A 17,353-nucleotide genomic window follows, 5' to 3' on the forward strand; every position below is an offset into this window, starting at 1 on the left:
GACTAAATTAATTGTATTTTCACAAAATTTTGCAAAAAAAAAGAGATTGCAATAGACTGCACCCAAAAGTTTAGACAAATTAATAATTAAGTTTGAAAATAATGAGCTCGGTATTGTATCGGGCTCATTCCTTTTAGATTAAGTTTAATTCTGTCATTATTATAATAATTTATATACTCAACAATCTCTTGTTTCAATTGATTAATAGAACTGTATTTTTTAAGATAAAACAGTTCTGATTTTAATATTCCGAAGAAATTTTCAATAACCGCATTGTCAAGACAATTCCCTTTTCTGGACATACTTTGTTTAATTCCTTTTTTCTTTAATAAATAATGATATTGTTTCATTTGATACTGCCAGCCTTGGTCAGAATGCAGAGTTAAATTAGTATTATCTGGTATTTTTGCAAATGCTTTTTCAAGCATTGTTGAGATTTGATTAAACACTGGTCTTTGAGATAATTCATAGCTGATTATCTCTCCATTAAACAGATCAATTATCGGCGATAAGTACAGTTTATTGCCAGAAACATTAAATTCAGTCACATCGGTTGCCCATTTCTCATTAGGTTTATCTGCCTTAAAATTACGTTGTAATATATTGGGAACTATTCTTCCCTGTTCACCTTTATATGATCTGTACTTCTTGATTCTGATTAAACTTTTTAATCCTAAAAATTTCATCAATCGAAGTACTGTTTTGTGATTAATTAAAATACCTTCTTTTTTGATTAATAGAGTAATACGTCTATATCCCAATCTACCCTTATGATAATTGTAAATCTTTTTAATTAATTCTTTTATCTCTTGATATTTATCGATTACCTGACCTTTTTTTTCATAGTAATAATACGTACTTCTAACCATGTTCATACAATTTAGTAAAAGATCTAAATCATACTTATGCCTTAATTCCATTATGGTTTGAGCTTTTTGTTTTGATTGGCTTGCTCGGCTTGAACTAAGGCGTTGAACTTTTTTAGAATTTCGTTCTCAGCGCGCAGATACTCTAACTCCTTTAAGAGCTCTTCTTCCCTGCTTAAAGGTTTATCTGTTTTTCGTTGTTTTCTCTTAAAATTCATAACTGCTGGTCTACCTCGTGATTTAAGTTCTAAACCTGCCAAGTAATCTTTCGCATATCTTCTTTGCCAGCTTATTATTGTGGACTGTGCTGGAATTTGGAAAATTAAGCAGGCTTCATCCAAAGATATAGACTTATTTTGAATGGTTTGTATCACTTTCAATTTAAAGTCTGCAGTATAAATTTTATTTTTTTGTCTTGGTAAAAGACCTTCTATTCCAAATTCATTATAACGACTAATCCAGCATGTAAGGTTACTCTCGGCTATGCTGTTTGCTTTGGCTGTGCCTTTAACCGAGTTATGTCTTTTTAAAACTTCCTCTACACAACGAAGTTTAAATTCATAATTGTATTTGACTTTTCTTTCCATAAAAATGCCCCCAAATAGTGTCTAACTTTTTGGGGGCAGTTCACAAAATGCAATCTCTTTTTTAAAAAAACCTAAACTAATCTACCTAAATTATATTTTTATCCAATTGCCATTGACATCTGAATACACAGTAGCCTTTTGGTCACCAACTGAAATTTCTAATTTGTATTCTTTCTTTTCATTTACATATGCCTTATCAAGTTTCACATCCGGATAAGCTTTCTGCAAAGCTGTTTTTACTGCCGCCGGCACTGTGTCTTCACTAATTTCAGTGTAGCCGTCTTGCACAATTACAACTTTAATCACTGGCTCTGTAATTGTTAGAGTTGCTGCATAAATTGACAGGCTCCCTAAAACAATTGCTACGGATAAGATTACTTTTTTCATAATGATATGTTTAAATTTAACTCGTTTGCCTTGTGATCAATTATTTTTTGATCAGATTTCCTAATGCGTCAGAGAAAATAGTATATTTTTTATCGCCATGAACGATTTCTAATTTATATACATTTTTTTCATTTTTATACGCTTTTTCTAGTTTCGCTCCTGAAAAGATTTTTCAAGAGTAGCTTTTACTTCTGCTGGAAGTACATCTGCACTAACCTCTACGTATTCATCCTGAACACTAATTACTTTCACAGTCGGTTCTGCAATAGCTACAGTTGTAGCATTAGCTGAAAAACTTCCTAATACAATTGCTGCGGATAAGATTAACTTTTTCATGATATTAAATTTAATGTTTATAAATTTCTAAATCGAATTATTTTTTAATCCAGTTTCCTGTTGCATCTGCAAAAAGACTTCCTACTTTATCTCCTACAGTTATATCCAACTTATACTCTTTGTTAGCATTTACATAAGCTTTATTAAGCACTGCATCTGGATATGCTTTTTTCAATGCTGCCGGGATAGCCGCTGGCAATTCTTCAATTTTAATTTCAGTGTATTCTTCTTGAACTGATGTAGTTTTAACATCTACAACTGAAGTTGGTAAAGTTGTTGCGAATGAAGATAAACTTCCTAATACGATTGCGGCTGATAAGATTAACTTTTTCATAATGATATATTTTTATATATTTTTTAATTTATTTTGATTTTCTAAATTGAATTATTTTTTAATCCAGTTTCCTGTTGCATCTGCAAAAAGACTTCCTACTTTATCTCCTACAGTTACATCTAACTTATACTCTTTATTCGCATTTACATATGCTTTATTAAGTACTGCATCTGGATATGCTTTTTTCAACGCTGCTGGAATTGCTGCTGGTAATTCTTCGATTTTAATTTCTGTATATTCTTCCTGAGCTGATATAGTTTTAACATCTACAACTGAAGTTGGTAAAGTTGTTGCGAATGAAGATAAACTTCCTAATACGATTGCGGCTGATAAGATTAACTTTTTCATAATGATATATTTTTATATGTTTTTTAATTTATTTTGATTTTCTAAATTGAATTATTTTTTAATCCAGTTTCCTGTTGCATCTGCAAAAAGACTTCCTACTTTATCTCCTACAGTTACATCTAACTTATACTCTTTATTTGCATTTACATATGCTTTATTAAGTACTGCATCTGGATATGCTTTTTTCAATGCTGCTGGAATTGCTGCTGGTAATTCTTCGATTTTAATTTCTGTATATTCTTCCTGAACTGATATGGTTTTAACATCTATAACTGAAGTTGGTAAAACTGTTGCAAATGAAGACAAACTTCCTAATACGATTGCGGCTGATAAGATTAACTTTTTCATAATAATAGATTTTAAATTATTTGTATTGTTTTTACACTTCAGATAAAGAAATTATTGTGCCGTAAAACAAAAACAAATATAAACAATTAATTTACAGGTACTTATATTTAAATTCACAAAACCACTACCGCTATAAGAGTGTGTAAAGTGGATAAAAAGTGTGTAAAAAGTATACAATAAGTCGATTTTATGTCAACTTATTTCAGAATGGGACATCATAAACAAAAAAAGCCTCACATTACTGCGAGGCTTTTGAATACTATATGTAATAATCTATTCCAGTTCTTTCATTTTAAATGTGTCCATAAAAGCAGTCGTATAATCTCCTGCAATATAACGTGGATCATCCATTAATTGTCTGTGAAAAGGAATTGTTGTTTTAACTCCTTCGATTACAAATTCATCCAAAGCTCTTCTCATCTTGCTAATTGCTTCTTCACGAGATTGTGCAGTAGTAATTAATTTAGCAATCATTGAATCATAATTTGGCGGAATACTATAACCAGAATACACATGCGTATCTAAACGTACACCATGACCTCCTGGCATATGAAGCGTAGTAATTTTTCCTGGTGAAGGGCGAAAATCATTATATGGATCTTCAGCATTAATACGACATTCTATAGCGTGTAATTGTGGTAAATAATTTTTTCCAGAAATTGGTATTCCAGCTGCAACCATAATTTGCTCACGAATCAAGTCATAATCAATAACTTGCTCTGTAATAGGATGCTCTACCTGAATACGTGTATTCATTTCCATGAAATAGAAGTTTCTGTGTTTATCAACCAAAAATTCTACTGTTCCTGCTCCTTCATACTTAATAAATTCAGCTGCTTTTACAGCTGCTTCACCCATTTTAGCACGCAATTCATCAGTCATGAATGGCGAAGGAGTTTCTTCAGTTAATTTTTGATGACGACGTTGTACAGAACAATCTCTCTCTGAAAGATGACATGCTTTTCCATAAGAATCACCTACAATCTGAATTTCGATATGACGAGGTTCTTCAATTAATTTTTCAAGATACATTCCGTCATTACCAAAAGCAGCTAATGATTCCTGACGTGCACTATCCCAAGCTTTTTGAAGCTCTTCAGCTTTCCAAACAGCTCTCATCCCTTTTCCACCACCACCAGCAGTAGCTTTAAGCATTACTGGATAACCGAATTCTTCAGCTAATTTTTGTGTTTGTTCAAATGATTCTAATAATCCATCTGAACCTGGTACACAAGGAACTCCTGCTTCTTTCATTGTTGCTTTGGCAGAAGCTTTATCACCCATTCTATCTATCATTTCAGGAGCCGCACCAATAAATTTGATACCGTGTTCCTGACATATTTTAGAAAATTTTGAATTCTCAGAAAGAAATCCATATCCTGGATGTATTGCATCTGCATTTGTAATTTCAGCAGCGGCAATAATATTTGACATTTTCAAATACGATAAGTTACTCGGAGGAGGACCTATACAAACTGCTTCATCTGCAAATTTAACATGCAAGCTTTCAGCATCAGCTGTTGAGTAAACTGCAACAGTCTTAATCCCCATTTCCTTACATGTACGAATTACACGAAGTGCAATTTCTCCTCTATTCGCAATTAATATTTTTTTAAACATCTTTTTAAAATTAGATAATTAGATAATTAGATCGTATGATTATTAGATTATAGAAAATTTCTAAAATCTAAAATCTAAAATCTAATTTTTTATGATGGATCTACTAAAAACAATGGTTGATCAAACTCAACTGGAGACATATCATCTACTAAAATCTTAACAATTTTACCAGAAACTTCAGATTCAATTTCATTAAATAATTTCATTGCTTCAATAACACAAAGAACATCTCCTTTAGCAATTGTTGAACCTACTTCAGCAAAAGCTGGTTTGTCTGGCGAAGGTTTTCTATAAAAAGTTCCAATAATTGGTGATTTTATAGTAATCAAATTAGAATTTTCTGCTGCAGCTGGAGTCTCTGTAGTTGTTACTACTGGAACAGCTTGCTGAGGCACTACAGCTTGAGGCAATGTTGCTTGAGCTGGTAATTGTTGAACATACGTGGTTTCAGTTACATTACCTTCTAAAGTTGTTCTAATGGTGATTTTAACATCATCCATCTCCAACTTTACTTCAGCAACTCCCGAATTTGCTACAAATTTGATTAGGTTTTGAATTTCTTTTAAATCCATAATATTCGTTTTTAGTTTAAATTTATTTTTTATCGTAAGCCCATTTTAAGTATATAGATCCCCAAGTGAATCCACCTCCAAAAGCGGCAAAAATAATGTTATCTCCTTTTTTGAATAAATGCTCAAAATCGCTAAGTACCAAAGGTAATGTCGCCGATGTTGTATTACCGTATTTTTCAATATTCATTAATACTTTTGAGTCTTCTAAGTTCATTCTGCTTGCAGTAGCATCAATGATACGTTTGTTTGCCTGATGCGGAACCAGCCAACTTACATCTTGATTTGTTAAATTATTTCTCTTAAGAATTAATTCACTTGCATCAGCCATATTGGTAACAGCATATTTAAAAACAGTTTTCCCATCTTGAATAATATTGTGTCTGTTTTCTTGAACTGTTTTTAAAGTAGTAGGAATTAAAGATCCTCCTGCTGCTATTTTCAAGAAGTCACGACCAACTCCGTCACTTCTCAAATATTCATCTTGCAATCCTAAACCTTCGTAATTAGGTTCAAATAACACTGCTCCTGCTCCATCTCCAAAAATAATACAAGTCGATCTGTCTGTATAATCTACTATCGAAGACATTTTATCTGCTCCTATTAGTAATACTTTTTTGTATCTGCCTGACTGAATATATGCTGCTGCTGTAGACATTCCGTAAAGGAAACTAGAACAAGCCGCTTGTAAATCGTATGCAAAAGCATTTGTTGCTCCAATTTCTGTTGCAACATAAACTCCTGTAGAAGCTACTGGCATATCTGCTGTAGCTGTTGCCATTATTATCATATCAATCTCCAAAGGATCAATATTAGCTTTGGCTATTAAATCTTGTGCTGCTTTTATAGCAAGAAATGAGGTTCCTTTATCAGTATCTTTAAGAATTCTTCTTTCTTTTATTCCGGTGCGGGTAGTAATCCATTCATCATTGGTATCTACCATGGTTTCTAAGACTTTGTTTGAAAGTACAAAGTCTGGAACATAAGCTCCAACAGCGGTTATTGCGGCTGTGATTGTATTCATTATATTCAATTATTTCCTTCCAAATACTGGTATTTGAAAAATTTTTAAAAGACTTGAAAATTACAAAAAAAATTCTAAACGTATTGTCCTAATTTTCTTAAATAACGAAAATTATAACCAACAAAAAAAACTCTCACATAGTGAGAGTTCTAATATCATTTACAAAAATGTATTAAGCAACAGCTACAGATTTATCTATAACAACTTGCCCTCTGTAGTACATTTTCCCTTCATGCCAGTAAGCTCTGTGGTATAAATGTGCTTCTCCAGTGATAGGACATGTAGCGATTTGAGCTACAGTAGCTTTATAATGTGTTCTTCTCTTATCTCTTCTTGTTTTCGAGATTTTTCTCTTAGGATGTGCCATTTTACTATATTATTTATCCGTTAATAGTTTCTTTAATTTGTCCCAACGAGGGTCAATATCTTCTTCTTTTGTACTCTCTTCTTTTTGTTCTTTTATAGTTAACTCATTCAGCTTATCTAAAGCTTCAGTTTTTAAACTTCCATCTTTAATTCCTGGATGAATCCTTTTTAGAGGTACCGAAAGCGCAATCATTTCATAGATATATTGTGCAATATCTATTTCAAATTCGCCATAAGGCAGAATAAGCAGTTCTTCATTGTCATTATTAAAAGCCTCTCCAAAACGAACTATCAACTTCATATTACCTTTTAAAGGCAAATCAAAATCTTCGCTTGTTAAGTCACATGGTACATTTACAGTGCCTTTGTGCTTGAAACCCAACTCTAACATGTTGCTTTTCTTCTCTAAAACTACATTTACTTTGATATCCGAATTTTGAAATTCCTCATAATCAAAGCTCTCAAAGAACACATTACTTATTTGATACTCAAAATGGTGTTTACCTAACTTTAATCCTACAAACGGAATTAAATATTCTTTTGTCTTGCTCATTTCAACATCATTTTTCCTAATTCATATTCTGAGTCACAGAACTCTGAATCGGGGTGCAAAGATATAAAATTATTGTAAAACTAATAATCTTATTCACCTTTTTTTGTTTATAACTGTTTTTCTTTTATTTTAAGAGGTTTTTTGCTAATCTCCTCATATTGATTACGAGAACGAAATATGTCTATTGCTAAATAAACAGCCTCCTTAAATGAATTGTAATCTGCAATATCTTTTCCTGCAATATCATACGCTGTACCATGATCTGGCGAGGTTCTCACCTTGTTTAAACCCGCAGTATAATTAACCCCTTTACCAAAAGACAACGTCTTAAAAGGAATCAATCCTTGATCATGATAGGTAGCCACAATAGCATCATATTTTTCATATTGACCACTTCCAAAAAACCCATCCGCAGGAAAAGGCCCAAAAACCAATGTTCCTTTATCAAATATCTTCTTTAAAACTGGTTTTAAAATTGCATCATCTTCTTTCCCTATTACGCCGCCATCTCCACAATGCGGATTCAATCCTAAAACAGCAATTTTTGGTTTATTAATACTAAAATCCTGAATTAGTGATTGTTTAATCGTTTGAATTTTTTGTTCAATTAATTCTTCTGTAAGATGCGACGCCACTTCACTTAATGGAATATGATCTGTTAGCAAACCAACCCTCAAATTATCCTGAACCATCATCATTAAAGCATTCCCTTCCAACTCCTGATCCAAATAATCAGTATGCCCTGGAAATTTAAATGTTTCCGATTGGATATTATACTTATTAATAGGAGCCGTTACCAAAACATCCACGACACCTTCTTTTAAAGCCTTTGTTGCAGCTACAAAAGATTTTATCGCATACTCTCCTACTTTATCATTATTCGCTCCCAAATTAATATCAATCCCCTCTCTCCAAAGATTGTAAACATTAATTTTACCTGGTATAATCTGCTCCAATTTATCAATTCCATGCAACATTACAGACGATGTAAAATTCTTTTTTATAAAAGAGAGTATTTTCACATTTGCAAAAATAACCGGGGTACAAAGTTCTAGCATTCGAGAATCTTCGAATGTTTTAAGAACAACTTCGCTTCCAATACCGTTTAAATCTCCAATTGAAATTCCGACGATTATATTTTCTGCATTTTTTATCATGACCACAGGTTATTTATTACTAATTTTGATGTGCAAATTTAGTAAAATAAAATAAGAAATGTTTACAGGAATCATAGAAACCCTTGGCAATGTAGTCGAAATAAGAAAAGACAGAGATAATATCCACATAACTGTAGATTCTTCCATTACAAATGAACTCAAAATAGACCAAAGTGTCTCCCACAATGGCATTTGCTTAACTGTAGTAAATACACAGGATTCACTCTACACCGTTACCGCCATAGCCGAAACCATACAAAAAACAAATATCGGCGACTGGAAAGCTGGAGACATCATCAATCTTGAAAGAGGCATGAAATTAAGTGATCGCCTTGACGGACATATTGTTCAAGGCCACGTAGACCAAACAGGAAACTGCGTTGCTATCGAAGAAGCCAATGGTAGCTGGAATTACACTTTCGAGTATGACGAAAAATTAAACAACATTACAATCGAAAAAGGATCAATTACCGTAAACGGAGTTAGCTTAACTGTTGTAAATTCTCAAAAAAATCAATTTAGCGTATCAATAATTCCGTATACATTTGAAAACACTAATTTTAATAATTTCAAAATCGGAACCAAAATAAACCTAGAGTTTGATGTAATTGGCAAATACGTCTCCAGATTATACAAAAACAACTAAAATAAAAAAAATAGTCTTAAAAACAAAAAACTCCAGTTTACGCTGGAGTTTTTTGTTTTAATCTATATTTATATATACTATATATTCCAAATAATAATGCCGCAACAAATAAAAACATAAGATTTTCATCAATAGGCAATGGCGGGTCAGGTGGTGGCGGTGGAACACCTACACCTTGACGGACAGGCGGAGCAGGCGGAGCAGGTGCTGCAAAAGCACCAATAGACCCCAGCAAAACCAATACAACTATTAAAAACCTTTGTGAAATAATTTTCATATAAAATTTTAACCCTTTGAAATTAAATGCAATAAAATGGAAATTTATTTTTAAAACCAAACTCCATGATCTATAAATACCAAACAGAATCAGTTAACAAATGTATCATTTTTAAAGAAAGCTACAATACTACTAATAAAAAAACTCAATAAAAGCCTGCAACAACATTCGTAACAAACTAAAAAACAATGAAATTACCCCACAAAACCATCAATCAACATTAAAAAAAACAATCATCAATACCTGTAAAATCCTACATTAAAGTTATTAAAAACCAAAATATAAACTCAAATCGGATCAAGAACAAAACTTGGGGAGAAATGTCAAAATAAAATTAGAAATTTGCAATCTAAGAATTTAATATGCTCCCTATAGATCTTTTAAAATTTATGCTTCCTGATTTTTTAGTAGAACATTTTGAAGTAGTTTCTACCACTCACTCGGAAGAAGTATTACATCTCTATTTTCAAGAAAAAATAAAGCCGCCACAAGAGTTTAATTCATTTGAATTGGTGTCCAAAGGCTTTCTCGATGAGATTACCATTCAGGATTTCCCTCTAAGAGGCAAGTTTGTGTATTTACATATCAAAAGACGTCGTTGGACTAATAAAAGCACCGGAGAAATTATCAAAAGAGACTGGACTTTAGTAGCCAAAGGAACGCGCATGACTCAAGAGTTTGCGGCTTTTTTAAAAGAAATTAATCGATAATAGCCCTACAGATTGCCATACCATCGGAGGCTTCTTTGGAGTGGACGGTAAAAAACTTCAAAGGCAATACAAAAAACACCTAAGTTCCTTTACTAACTGGGCTCCACGCGAACATGCGCACCAGTGGATTGTTTACCCTGAAAATATGGGTACACATTTATCCATTGACGAAGTAGCGTTGTCTCAGGATGAACTTTATACTATTTTAACCAACAAAAAATTCAAAGGTAAAAAAGGTTCTTTATAGTAGCTATTGTTGCCGGAACCAAAGCTGAACAAGTTATAGAACATATCTGTAAAATCGATCACAGGAAGAGATCCTTTGTCAAGGAAATAACACTTGATATGGCTAATTCTATGAAATTAATCTCAAAGAGATGCTTTCCTAAAGCCATACAAGTCACCGACAGATTCCATGTCCAAAAATTAGCCTTGGAAGCATTACAAGAAATTAGAATCAAGCATCGATGGGAAGCAATGGATTTTGAAAATCAATTGATCATACTGGCAAAATCAGAAAACAAAACATACATCCCCCAGCTTTTGCCCAACGGAGATTCTGTAAAACAGCTATTAGCCAGAAGCAGGTATCTGCTTTATAAATCTCGTGAAAAATGGACGCAAAACCAAAAAGAAAGAGCGCAAATGCTATTCGATCTATATCCCGATATAAAAACAGCTTACAATCTAAATCAACAACTTCGAGGAATTTACAATAACAATAATGACAAACATATTGCCATAACCAAATTGGCACATTGGTATAAAAATGTAGAGGAATCAGGTTTTAAAAACTTTAATATTTTGCTCAATACTATAACTTTCAATTATCAATCAATATTAAACTATTTTGATAATAGAAGTACAAATGCTTCAGCAGAATCTTTTAATGCCAAAATAAAAGCATTTAGATCTCAATTTAGGGGAGTGAGAAATGTAGATTTCTTTTTATTCAGATTGTCTAATCTTTTTGCCTAATCCCCAACTTTTGCACCTGATCCCTGATCCCTTTTGCACCTGATCCCTGATCCCCTCAAATCTTATTACACAATAATTAAATCAAATAAAAAACCACAAAAAAAGCCTCTACATTGCTGTAAAGGCTTTTAAACTTAAAATGTGGTCCCACCTGGGCTCGAACCAGGGACCACCTGATTATGAGATAGACTATTAACTTTTGCATTCAATTGCATTTAGCTTCAAAGCTATTGTTTTACAGCTGTTTATCATTTTTAAAAAATATTTTTGTTTCATCCAGTTTCACAATATGCACTCATTTGTTGTACGTATGTTGAACTTTTAAAAATATTAAAAATGAAAGCTAGTGTGAAAATCATCCTAAAAAAGACAATACTTAACGACGGCACTTTACCTGTCAATTTAAGAATAACGATTGATAGAAAGTCTAAATTCTACAAAACACCTTATAATGCATTACCAAAATTTTGGAATGACAAACTGGGCGAATTTACATCTAAATTCCCAAATTATTTGCAATGTAACAGAATATTAAACTCAATAAAACAAAATGCTTCCAAAATATTAGATATAATGATTGAGGAAAAATATAACTTTTCTCTAGAATCATTTGACTCTTTATTTAGACCTGAAGAGCTTAAAAAACTAAGTTTTATCGCTTATTTTGAAGAAAGAAAACTCCAATTAAAAGAATCCGGAAAAATAAGTTCAAGCAGTTCCTATCGTGACACTATTTCAGCTCTTACAAGATTCAATCCCACAATTACAACTTACGATTTCACTAAAATTAATTATGATTTCTTAATAGCTTTTGAATCCTCCTTACGGGCTAATGGCTGCAATGATGGAGGAATTGGCGTTTATATGCGTAATATTAGAGCTATATATAACTCTGCTATAAAATCGAAAATTGTTTCTAACGAGTTTTATCCTTTTAAGGATTATGTAATTTCTAAATTAAAATCTAGCAAAGTAAAAAAAGCTTTAACTAAGCAAGATTTACAACTATTACTAGACTATAATATATCTGAAAACAAAGAAGGAGTAAAAGCTTTATATGCTTACTTATTTAGCTTTTACTGTCGAGGCATGAATTTCACTGATTTGGCTGAGTTAAAATGGGAAGAAATCGATTTAAGCAGCTTCACGTACGTTAGAAATAAAACCGGAATAAAATTAAATGTAAAGATCCCAGACAACACCTATATGAGAACCATCCTGAACTATTTTAAAATTTATCGCCCATTTGATACCGATTATATTTTCCCAATTTTAGAAAAAGATGAAAAACTCTATACAAAAGAAGAATTAAGAGATCGAAAAAAAAGTGTTTTAAATTATTATGGAAAACTACTCAACACTATTGCACTTCAATGTGGAATCAAAAACAAAGTAACTTTTTATACTGCCAGACATACTTTTGCAACCTTATCTTTAAAAAAAGGCATCAATACCGTCATGATTAAACAAGCACTAGGACATCAATCTATTAAAACTACCGAAACTTATCTAGAAGATTTCAATACAACAGAGCTAGATTTTGCCTTTGAGAACTTAATCTAAAATAATTGGAACTTTATAATCCACGGTTTTTTCCTTTATAATTTTCACAAAGAAAAAGAAAAAAAAGAAAGTCCTCGCATTAGTGGAGGTTTCAAAATAAGTCAAGTTTTTTTGAAAAAATACTACCTCAATAGTTTTCAAGAATAGAAAGTGTGATTGTATTCTGAAGAGTAGTTATGAAAATATGCAGGTGGAGATTTTTTCGAAAACCCGCAGGGCTTGAACTTTACTTTTTGAAACCGGAACTTAGCTTTACTTTCTTTTTTTATTTTTTTTAGCACGATGTTCTTGATTTACTTTTTCGGAAAAGTTCTTATAAAAATGGCAATCAAACACCCCCAAGCACCGCAAGAAGCAAAAAAAGTGACGCCCCTTTTTCGGGACAAGGAACTTTTTTTGCGGATGAGGAGCGCAGTGGCGGGGTTGCGGCAATCGAACTGCCACCATAGATGCGGGAGTACAGCGAAGGCACGGAGCGAAACGGAGCGGGTATGAGCGTGAAACGGCGGGGTAACTAAAAAATCAGTCCCCCTTTTTCTGCGGGGCGTTCCTTATTCAAATGTAAAGTGATAACGGAGCAAACCCCGATGGCTGTGCGAAGGAGCAACCGCCGAAAAAACTAGGGGCGACAGACATAATACTGTCCTGCTTTTTCTGCGGGACTGTATTGTGGATGTAATAGCCCCGCCGAACGTAGGAAGAGAGCGTGTGAAGATGAGGGTGAGGAAGCGTAGTGGTGGCCTGCCCTTTTTCAGGGCTGGCCAACCCTATGCTGACGAGTGGACTGTGGAATGGAGCGAGGAGGCTTTTTCTGCCGACGACTGACTGGAACAGCCGAACGGAACAAAGCGAACGACCGGAGAGAGACCGCTAAATTTCTATTACACGTTCAATTTCATTTTCGTCTTTGACCGTATTATCGTAAATTCTATCAACCTGTACTTCGTATATTATGAAAGCTTCTTGGTAATTTTCTCTATACTTTCTGCTAATTCTTTGAAACCCTTAAGATCATCTTCTATCATCAAAACAACTATTTAGGTTTAAACTGATTTATAAGCTTGGTCTGGGTGGTTTGGCATATCTGGAAATGTATATTTCAATTTACCTTCTTCACGTAATGGAGTTAGATAACTACGAAAAACCGTATTTTCTTTTCTATTTAATAAAGCCGCTAATTGTTTTGCAGAATAACTTCGGTATTTACAAAGTTCATAAATTACATCTTTTATTTTATTAGGGTCATTCTCTCTTACCTTTAATTGCTTTATTTGCTCTCTTAATACAGAAGATAACTCCTGTAATAAGGAATGAGGTTCTGTATTAAGCAATAGAGGTTCTGTATTAGTAGTATCAGGTTCTGTGTTAAGCGAATTAGGTTCTGTGTTGGCAAGAATACCTCTAGCAATGTAATACGTTGATCTTCCTTTACCTTTTTGTTCTATAAGTTCTTTGTCCCGTAGGTTTCTTAATTCGTTACTTGCTTTTAAAACATCACAAGCATTCAATTGTCTGTATGTAGAATTGTCTAATGCTCCAGTTTCACGAATAAAGATTAATCCCTTTTTTTGTTCGGTATTCAAATCGAATTTATTAAAAGTATCTAACCATTGTAAATCACTTTCGTTAAGAAAATGATGCAGCAATAATCTTGTGGTAAATAAATTTGCTGTATGGTCGCTTTCAAAAGTAGGTGGTGCCAATGACGATTTCTCCATCAAGTTTCTCATAGTTCTAATCCCACTGCCTTTTGTTTCCGCAAGGTTTGTTTCGTGAAATATTGATGCTATAAATGGGTTTCTGTTTTTAGATCCGGGTTCTCCTAATTGCTCTTCTGGTTTTAAAGAAAATCCCGGGTTTTTGATTTCTATTCTGTTTCCGTATCGGATTATTTGAATGGGTTGATTTTCCCTATACGTTCTGTGAATAAAGGCATTTACTAATGCTTCACGTAACACTTTCGAAGGTAAACCAATTGTATCTGCTTGCAATTTGTCATCACCTAACAGAAATCCTTTTGGTAAATCGTCAGCTATTGCGCTAAATGCTCTTTGAACCAACTCAATAAGTGGTCCACGCATATCTATTGTGGTAAATCTATTTTCAGGATCTTCTACCCATTCGTTACCGGGAACTCGTATGTAATCTATCCGAACCAATGGCAACAATCTTCGTAATGCTTGACGTTTACCGAAAACTAATAATCCTGTATAGGTTAATTTCCACTCATCTTTATCTTTTTTAATACAACCCAAAGATCTTAATAAATCAAAATCATTGTAGCCCAACTCCTCAGCATATTCATTTACTTTGGCACGTAAACTTTTGTATAATGAAATAGCTTCTTCACTTATATCATCAATGCTGGTATCGTTTACAATGGTACTGTCTAAACTGTCTTCTTTGTTGTAGAAAACAAATAAATCATCCTCGGTACATCTTTGATCGCTTGAACCAATTCTTCTGTATGCACCTTGTGGCAATCCTTTGTTTTTGAAATATAATGGTTTTTGACCATCGGGCAATTCTTTGACAAACATTTTCAATATCAGTTTACCGTTTGATAGTTTTTCTATTTCTATATCCGGTCTAACGGGTTGGTTGAATAATGTTGCCGTTTGGGAAGCAATATCTAATTGTAACTTATCCGGGTTTGTAATCCCTTCAACATAATAATTTTGAAATAATGAAGTTTCGTCTTTTACAACACCAAGCACAATTAATCCACCACCTAATCCAGGTTCGTTAGAAAAGGCACAAATAGTTTCCATTATAGAAGTGTCAATTGCCGACCCTTTTTTGGCTTCAATTGTGGTGCATTCGTCTGTAATGTTTAAATGCTCTAAAATGTCTTTGATGGATTCCATAGGATATTATTACTATATTGATTTTGCAAATTCTACAATTTTATATTTAATTTTTACCATTGTATTATATGTTTTCCTCTTTTTTGGTTTTCCAAAATTGTCTTAATTCAATAAGTTTTGGTTCTCCAATATTAATTAAGCCTTTACCAGAATCTAATTTAGATAATTGAGTATTTAATTTTACTTCACTATTCACGCTACCAAGAAAAGGTATAATTCTTTTTGAAGATTTATCATTAACATTTGCACAAACTGGGAATTGAATTTGAGACATAAAATTAAAATCACTATATATAAAATCTTGAGTTTCTTGAGCGATTAAAATTATGATTATACCCATTGACCTTAATTCTCTTAACATCGATTCAATAACAGGTCTAGCATTTTTATGTTGTAAAAAGTTTTGAGCTTCATCAATAACAATAATATGTTTTAATTCTTTAATATTATTGGTAACTATAGTATCACCCGATTTTTTAATACTATCATACATATATTTTAAAAGATTAAATGTTACAAATTGTTTAATTTCTTTTGTAACTTCAGAAGGCATTGAAATGTATGTACTTTGATTAAAGATTGAATAGGTATCCGATTCATTATATATTCCTGAATTTATCAATTGTTGTATTACACTTGTAGTTGTGTCAAATTTGTCTTTATTTTTTTCTAAAATTGTTTCTAATAATTCATCTAATGTAGGTCCTTGATTATTTTCATAATAATAATCCTTAATTTCTCTAACTAAACTTGCAGATTGAACTTGTCCAATACTTTTAAAAAAAGTTCTCAAATCACTTGCAAATGATTCTATATAATTTTGGTTACTTAAATCATAATTTTTCAAAGGACTGAAAGGAAAACCATTTTGATGGTTTACATCAATAAAAGTTGATTTTGTTAAAGATAAAAAAGGATCAAGCTTTTCTTTTGTATCAGTTCCTTTAAAGTCAAAAAAAGTATATTTTAATTCATAATCAGTTTGTTTAGAAATTTGATAAATCAAATCAAATACAAATTGTGTTTTCCCAGAACCTGTTGTTCCAGCAATACCAAAATGTCTACTGGTGTACTCAGTTTCATCATTAATTTTAATTTTAATAGAATTGCCATCCAAGTCAGTTCCAAAACAAAGTTCAATCGGTTTATTTGAACTATTAATTTTTAAAATATTATTTTGAGATTCATTTTGGTTAGTAATATAAACATTTGAGCTTCTCATTAACAAACCCTTATTGATAGCTGATAAAAGGATATCTATGTGATCTCCTTTTGAGATGTTTCTTTTTCAATCTTGTCATTCCAAATGTTTAAACCGTGATTTAAATGAAGCTTAAAAAGTTTTGAGAATTCGTCTTCAAAAGTGTTTTTATTATAATGCTGATCCAATATTGATTTAAAAATTATCGTATTACTGCTATCTCCTCAATAATAGTTCCGAACAAAGCTTTATCATCACGAAATTCTTTACCATCTGAAGACTACTTCATTTTCAATATCAAATATTTTACCAGAGAGCAAACTGTATGAGAATGCAATTCGAGGGACAATACCTTCATTTTTAAAATTGTATAAAGTTTTTAACTTGTATAACAATTCGTCATTTTCTTTGCTAATTTTAATTCTCATAACTTTGGAAATATCCGTTTATTAAATTTGTATTTGCTCCATCATTAACCAATAAATATGATTTAAAAACATTAGCTGAAATATCTTTAAATCTTTTTGGTGTAATTTCACTAAGGTGCTGCCTCCCTAACAACAGGAGCATGTATTAACCTTAGCAATACGTAAACTGTAATCAAGTGCTAGTAAAA

At 32.4% G+C, this 17,353-nt stretch carries 22 protein-coding genes; 5 read left to right on the forward strand and 17 right to left on the reverse strand.

Annotation, left to right across the window (positions count from 1 at the left end):
- Positions 1-86: 86 nt before the first annotated feature.
- The 12 genes from AC1RYN_RS01030 to pdxA all read right to left on the reverse strand — a co-directional run bounded on the left by AC1RYN_RS01030 (position 87) and on the right by pdxA (position 8,495).
- Positions 87-1,453, reverse strand: a protein-coding gene (locus tag AC1RYN_RS01030; protein ID WP_481805473.1) for an IS3 family transposase whose coding sequence is annotated in 2 segments (ribosomal slippage) — positions 87-985 and positions 985-1,453 — 1,368 coding nt in all. Because the reading frame shifts where the segments join, the coding sequence is not laid out codon by codon here.
- Positions 1,454-1,543: 90 nt separating this feature from the next.
- Positions 1,544-1,840 carry a hypothetical protein gene (locus tag AC1RYN_RS01035; RefSeq protein WP_481805474.1) on the reverse strand — a complete coding sequence of 99 codons (297 nt, stop codon included), beginning with the start codon at positions 1,838-1,840 and terminating at the stop codon, positions 1,544-1,546.
- Between the two features lie 147 nt (positions 1,841-1,987).
- On the reverse strand, positions 1,988-2,176 hold the full coding sequence (locus AC1RYN_RS01040; RefSeq protein WP_481805475.1) for a hypothetical protein: 189 nt from the start codon (positions 2,174-2,176) through the stop codon (positions 1,988-1,990).
- A 37-nt stretch (positions 2,177-2,213) separates the two neighbouring features.
- Positions 2,214-2,510, reverse strand: a complete 297-nt coding sequence (locus AC1RYN_RS01045) for a hypothetical protein (RefSeq protein ID WP_481805476.1) — start codon at positions 2,508-2,510, stop codon at positions 2,214-2,216.
- A gap of 51 nt (positions 2,511-2,561) precedes the next feature.
- The gene (locus AC1RYN_RS01050) at positions 2,562-2,858 is read right to left on the reverse strand and encodes a hypothetical protein (RefSeq protein ID WP_481805477.1); all 297 of its coding nucleotides are present in this window, start codon (positions 2,856-2,858) and stop codon (positions 2,562-2,564) included.
- A gap of 51 nt (positions 2,859-2,909) precedes the next feature.
- Positions 2,910-3,206 (reverse strand): hypothetical protein, encoded by a 297-nt coding sequence (locus AC1RYN_RS01055; RefSeq protein ID WP_481805478.1) that lies wholly within the window; start codon positions 3,204-3,206, stop codon positions 2,910-2,912.
- Positions 3,207-3,479: 273 nt separating this feature from the next.
- The gene (accC, locus tag AC1RYN_RS01060; protein ID WP_481805479.1) at positions 3,480-4,826 is read right to left on the reverse strand and encodes an acetyl-CoA carboxylase biotin carboxylase subunit; all 1,347 of its coding nucleotides are present in this window, start codon (positions 4,824-4,826) and stop codon (positions 3,480-3,482) included.
- 89 nt (positions 4,827-4,915) lie between these two features.
- Positions 4,916-5,398, reverse strand: a complete 483-nt coding sequence (accB, locus tag AC1RYN_RS01065) for an acetyl-CoA carboxylase biotin carboxyl carrier protein (protein WP_481805480.1) — start codon at positions 5,396-5,398, stop codon at positions 4,916-4,918.
- A 22-nt stretch (positions 5,399-5,420) separates the two neighbouring features.
- Positions 5,421-6,419 (reverse strand): beta-ketoacyl-ACP synthase III, encoded by a 999-nt coding sequence (locus AC1RYN_RS01070; RefSeq protein WP_481805481.1) that lies wholly within the window; start codon positions 6,417-6,419, stop codon positions 5,421-5,423.
- A 172-nt stretch (positions 6,420-6,591) separates the two neighbouring features.
- Positions 6,592-6,786, reverse strand: a complete 195-nt coding sequence (rpmF, locus tag AC1RYN_RS01075) for a 50S ribosomal protein L32 (RefSeq protein WP_007137315.1) — start codon at positions 6,784-6,786, stop codon at positions 6,592-6,594.
- A 9-nt stretch (positions 6,787-6,795) separates the two neighbouring features.
- The gene (locus tag AC1RYN_RS01080; RefSeq protein WP_230728043.1) at positions 6,796-7,338 is read right to left on the reverse strand and encodes a YceD family protein; all 543 of its coding nucleotides are present in this window, start codon (positions 7,336-7,338) and stop codon (positions 6,796-6,798) included.
- Positions 7,339-7,445: 107 nt separating this feature from the next.
- Positions 7,446-8,495: a 4-hydroxythreonine-4-phosphate dehydrogenase PdxA gene (gene pdxA, locus AC1RYN_RS01085; RefSeq protein WP_481805482.1), complete on the reverse strand. Its 1,050-nt coding sequence runs from the start codon at positions 8,493-8,495 to the stop codon at positions 7,446-7,448.
- Positions 8,496-8,553: 58 nt separating this feature from the next.
- On the opposite strand from pdxA, the gene AC1RYN_RS01090 reads away from it, so the two are divergent.
- Entirely contained in the window at positions 8,554-9,141 is a 588-nt protein-coding gene (locus AC1RYN_RS01090; RefSeq protein ID WP_481805483.1) for a riboflavin synthase, read from the forward strand.
- 37 nt (positions 9,142-9,178) lie between these two features.
- Here the strand turns inward: AC1RYN_RS01090 and AC1RYN_RS01095 are convergent, their stop codons facing one another.
- Positions 9,179-9,478: a hypothetical protein gene (locus AC1RYN_RS01095; protein WP_481805484.1), complete on the reverse strand. Its 300-nt coding sequence runs from the start codon at positions 9,476-9,478 to the stop codon at positions 9,179-9,181.
- A gap of 302 nt (positions 9,479-9,780) precedes the next feature.
- Between AC1RYN_RS01095 and AC1RYN_RS01100 the strand changes: the two genes are divergently transcribed.
- The 4 genes from AC1RYN_RS01100 to AC1RYN_RS01115 all read left to right on the forward strand — a co-directional run bounded on the left by AC1RYN_RS01100 (position 9,781) and on the right by AC1RYN_RS01115 (position 12,669).
- Positions 9,781-10,128: an ISAon1 family transposase N-terminal region protein gene (locus tag AC1RYN_RS01100; RefSeq protein ID WP_481805485.1), complete on the forward strand. Its 348-nt coding sequence runs from the start codon at positions 9,781-9,783 to the stop codon at positions 10,126-10,128.
- Positions 10,129-10,168: 40 nt separating this feature from the next.
- On the forward strand, positions 10,169-10,375 hold the full coding sequence (locus AC1RYN_RS01105) for a hypothetical protein (protein ID WP_481805486.1): 207 nt from the start codon (positions 10,169-10,171) through the stop codon (positions 10,373-10,375).
- A 53-nt stretch (positions 10,376-10,428) separates the two neighbouring features.
- The gene (locus AC1RYN_RS01110) at positions 10,429-11,106 is read left to right on the forward strand and encodes an ISAon1 family transposase (RefSeq protein ID WP_481805492.1); all 678 of its coding nucleotides are present in this window, start codon (positions 10,429-10,431) and stop codon (positions 11,104-11,106) included.
- Between the two features lie 336 nt (positions 11,107-11,442).
- Positions 11,443-12,669, forward strand: a complete 1,227-nt coding sequence (locus AC1RYN_RS01115; RefSeq protein WP_481805487.1) for a phage integrase SAM-like domain-containing protein — start codon at positions 11,443-11,445, stop codon at positions 12,667-12,669.
- A gap of 1,043 nt (positions 12,670-13,712) precedes the next feature.
- Here AC1RYN_RS01115 and AC1RYN_RS01120 read toward each other — a convergent pair.
- From AC1RYN_RS01120 to AC1RYN_RS01135, 4 genes are all read right to left on the reverse strand, one after another.
- Entirely contained in the window at positions 13,713-15,536 is a 1,824-nt protein-coding gene (locus tag AC1RYN_RS01120; protein ID WP_481805488.1) for an ATP-binding protein, read from the reverse strand.
- Positions 15,537-15,600: 64 nt separating this feature from the next.
- Complete coding sequence (locus AC1RYN_RS01125) at positions 15,601-16,758, reverse strand: ATP-binding protein (RefSeq protein ID WP_481805489.1); 1,158 nt, start codon at positions 16,756-16,758, stop codon at positions 15,601-15,603.
- Positions 16,759-17,003: 245 nt separating this feature from the next.
- A complete protein-coding gene (locus AC1RYN_RS01130; RefSeq protein ID WP_481805490.1) occupies positions 17,004-17,165 on the reverse strand; it encodes a DndE family protein in 162 nt (53 codons plus the stop codon).
- On the reverse strand, positions 17,155-17,307 hold the full coding sequence (locus AC1RYN_RS01135; RefSeq protein WP_481805491.1) for a hypothetical protein: 153 nt from the start codon (positions 17,305-17,307) through the stop codon (positions 17,155-17,157). Before AC1RYN_RS01135 ends, AC1RYN_RS01130 begins: the two co-directional genes overlap by 11 nt.
- Positions 17,308-17,353: the final 46 nt, after the last annotated feature.

The organism is Flavobacterium sp. TC780 (assembly GCF_056783245.1).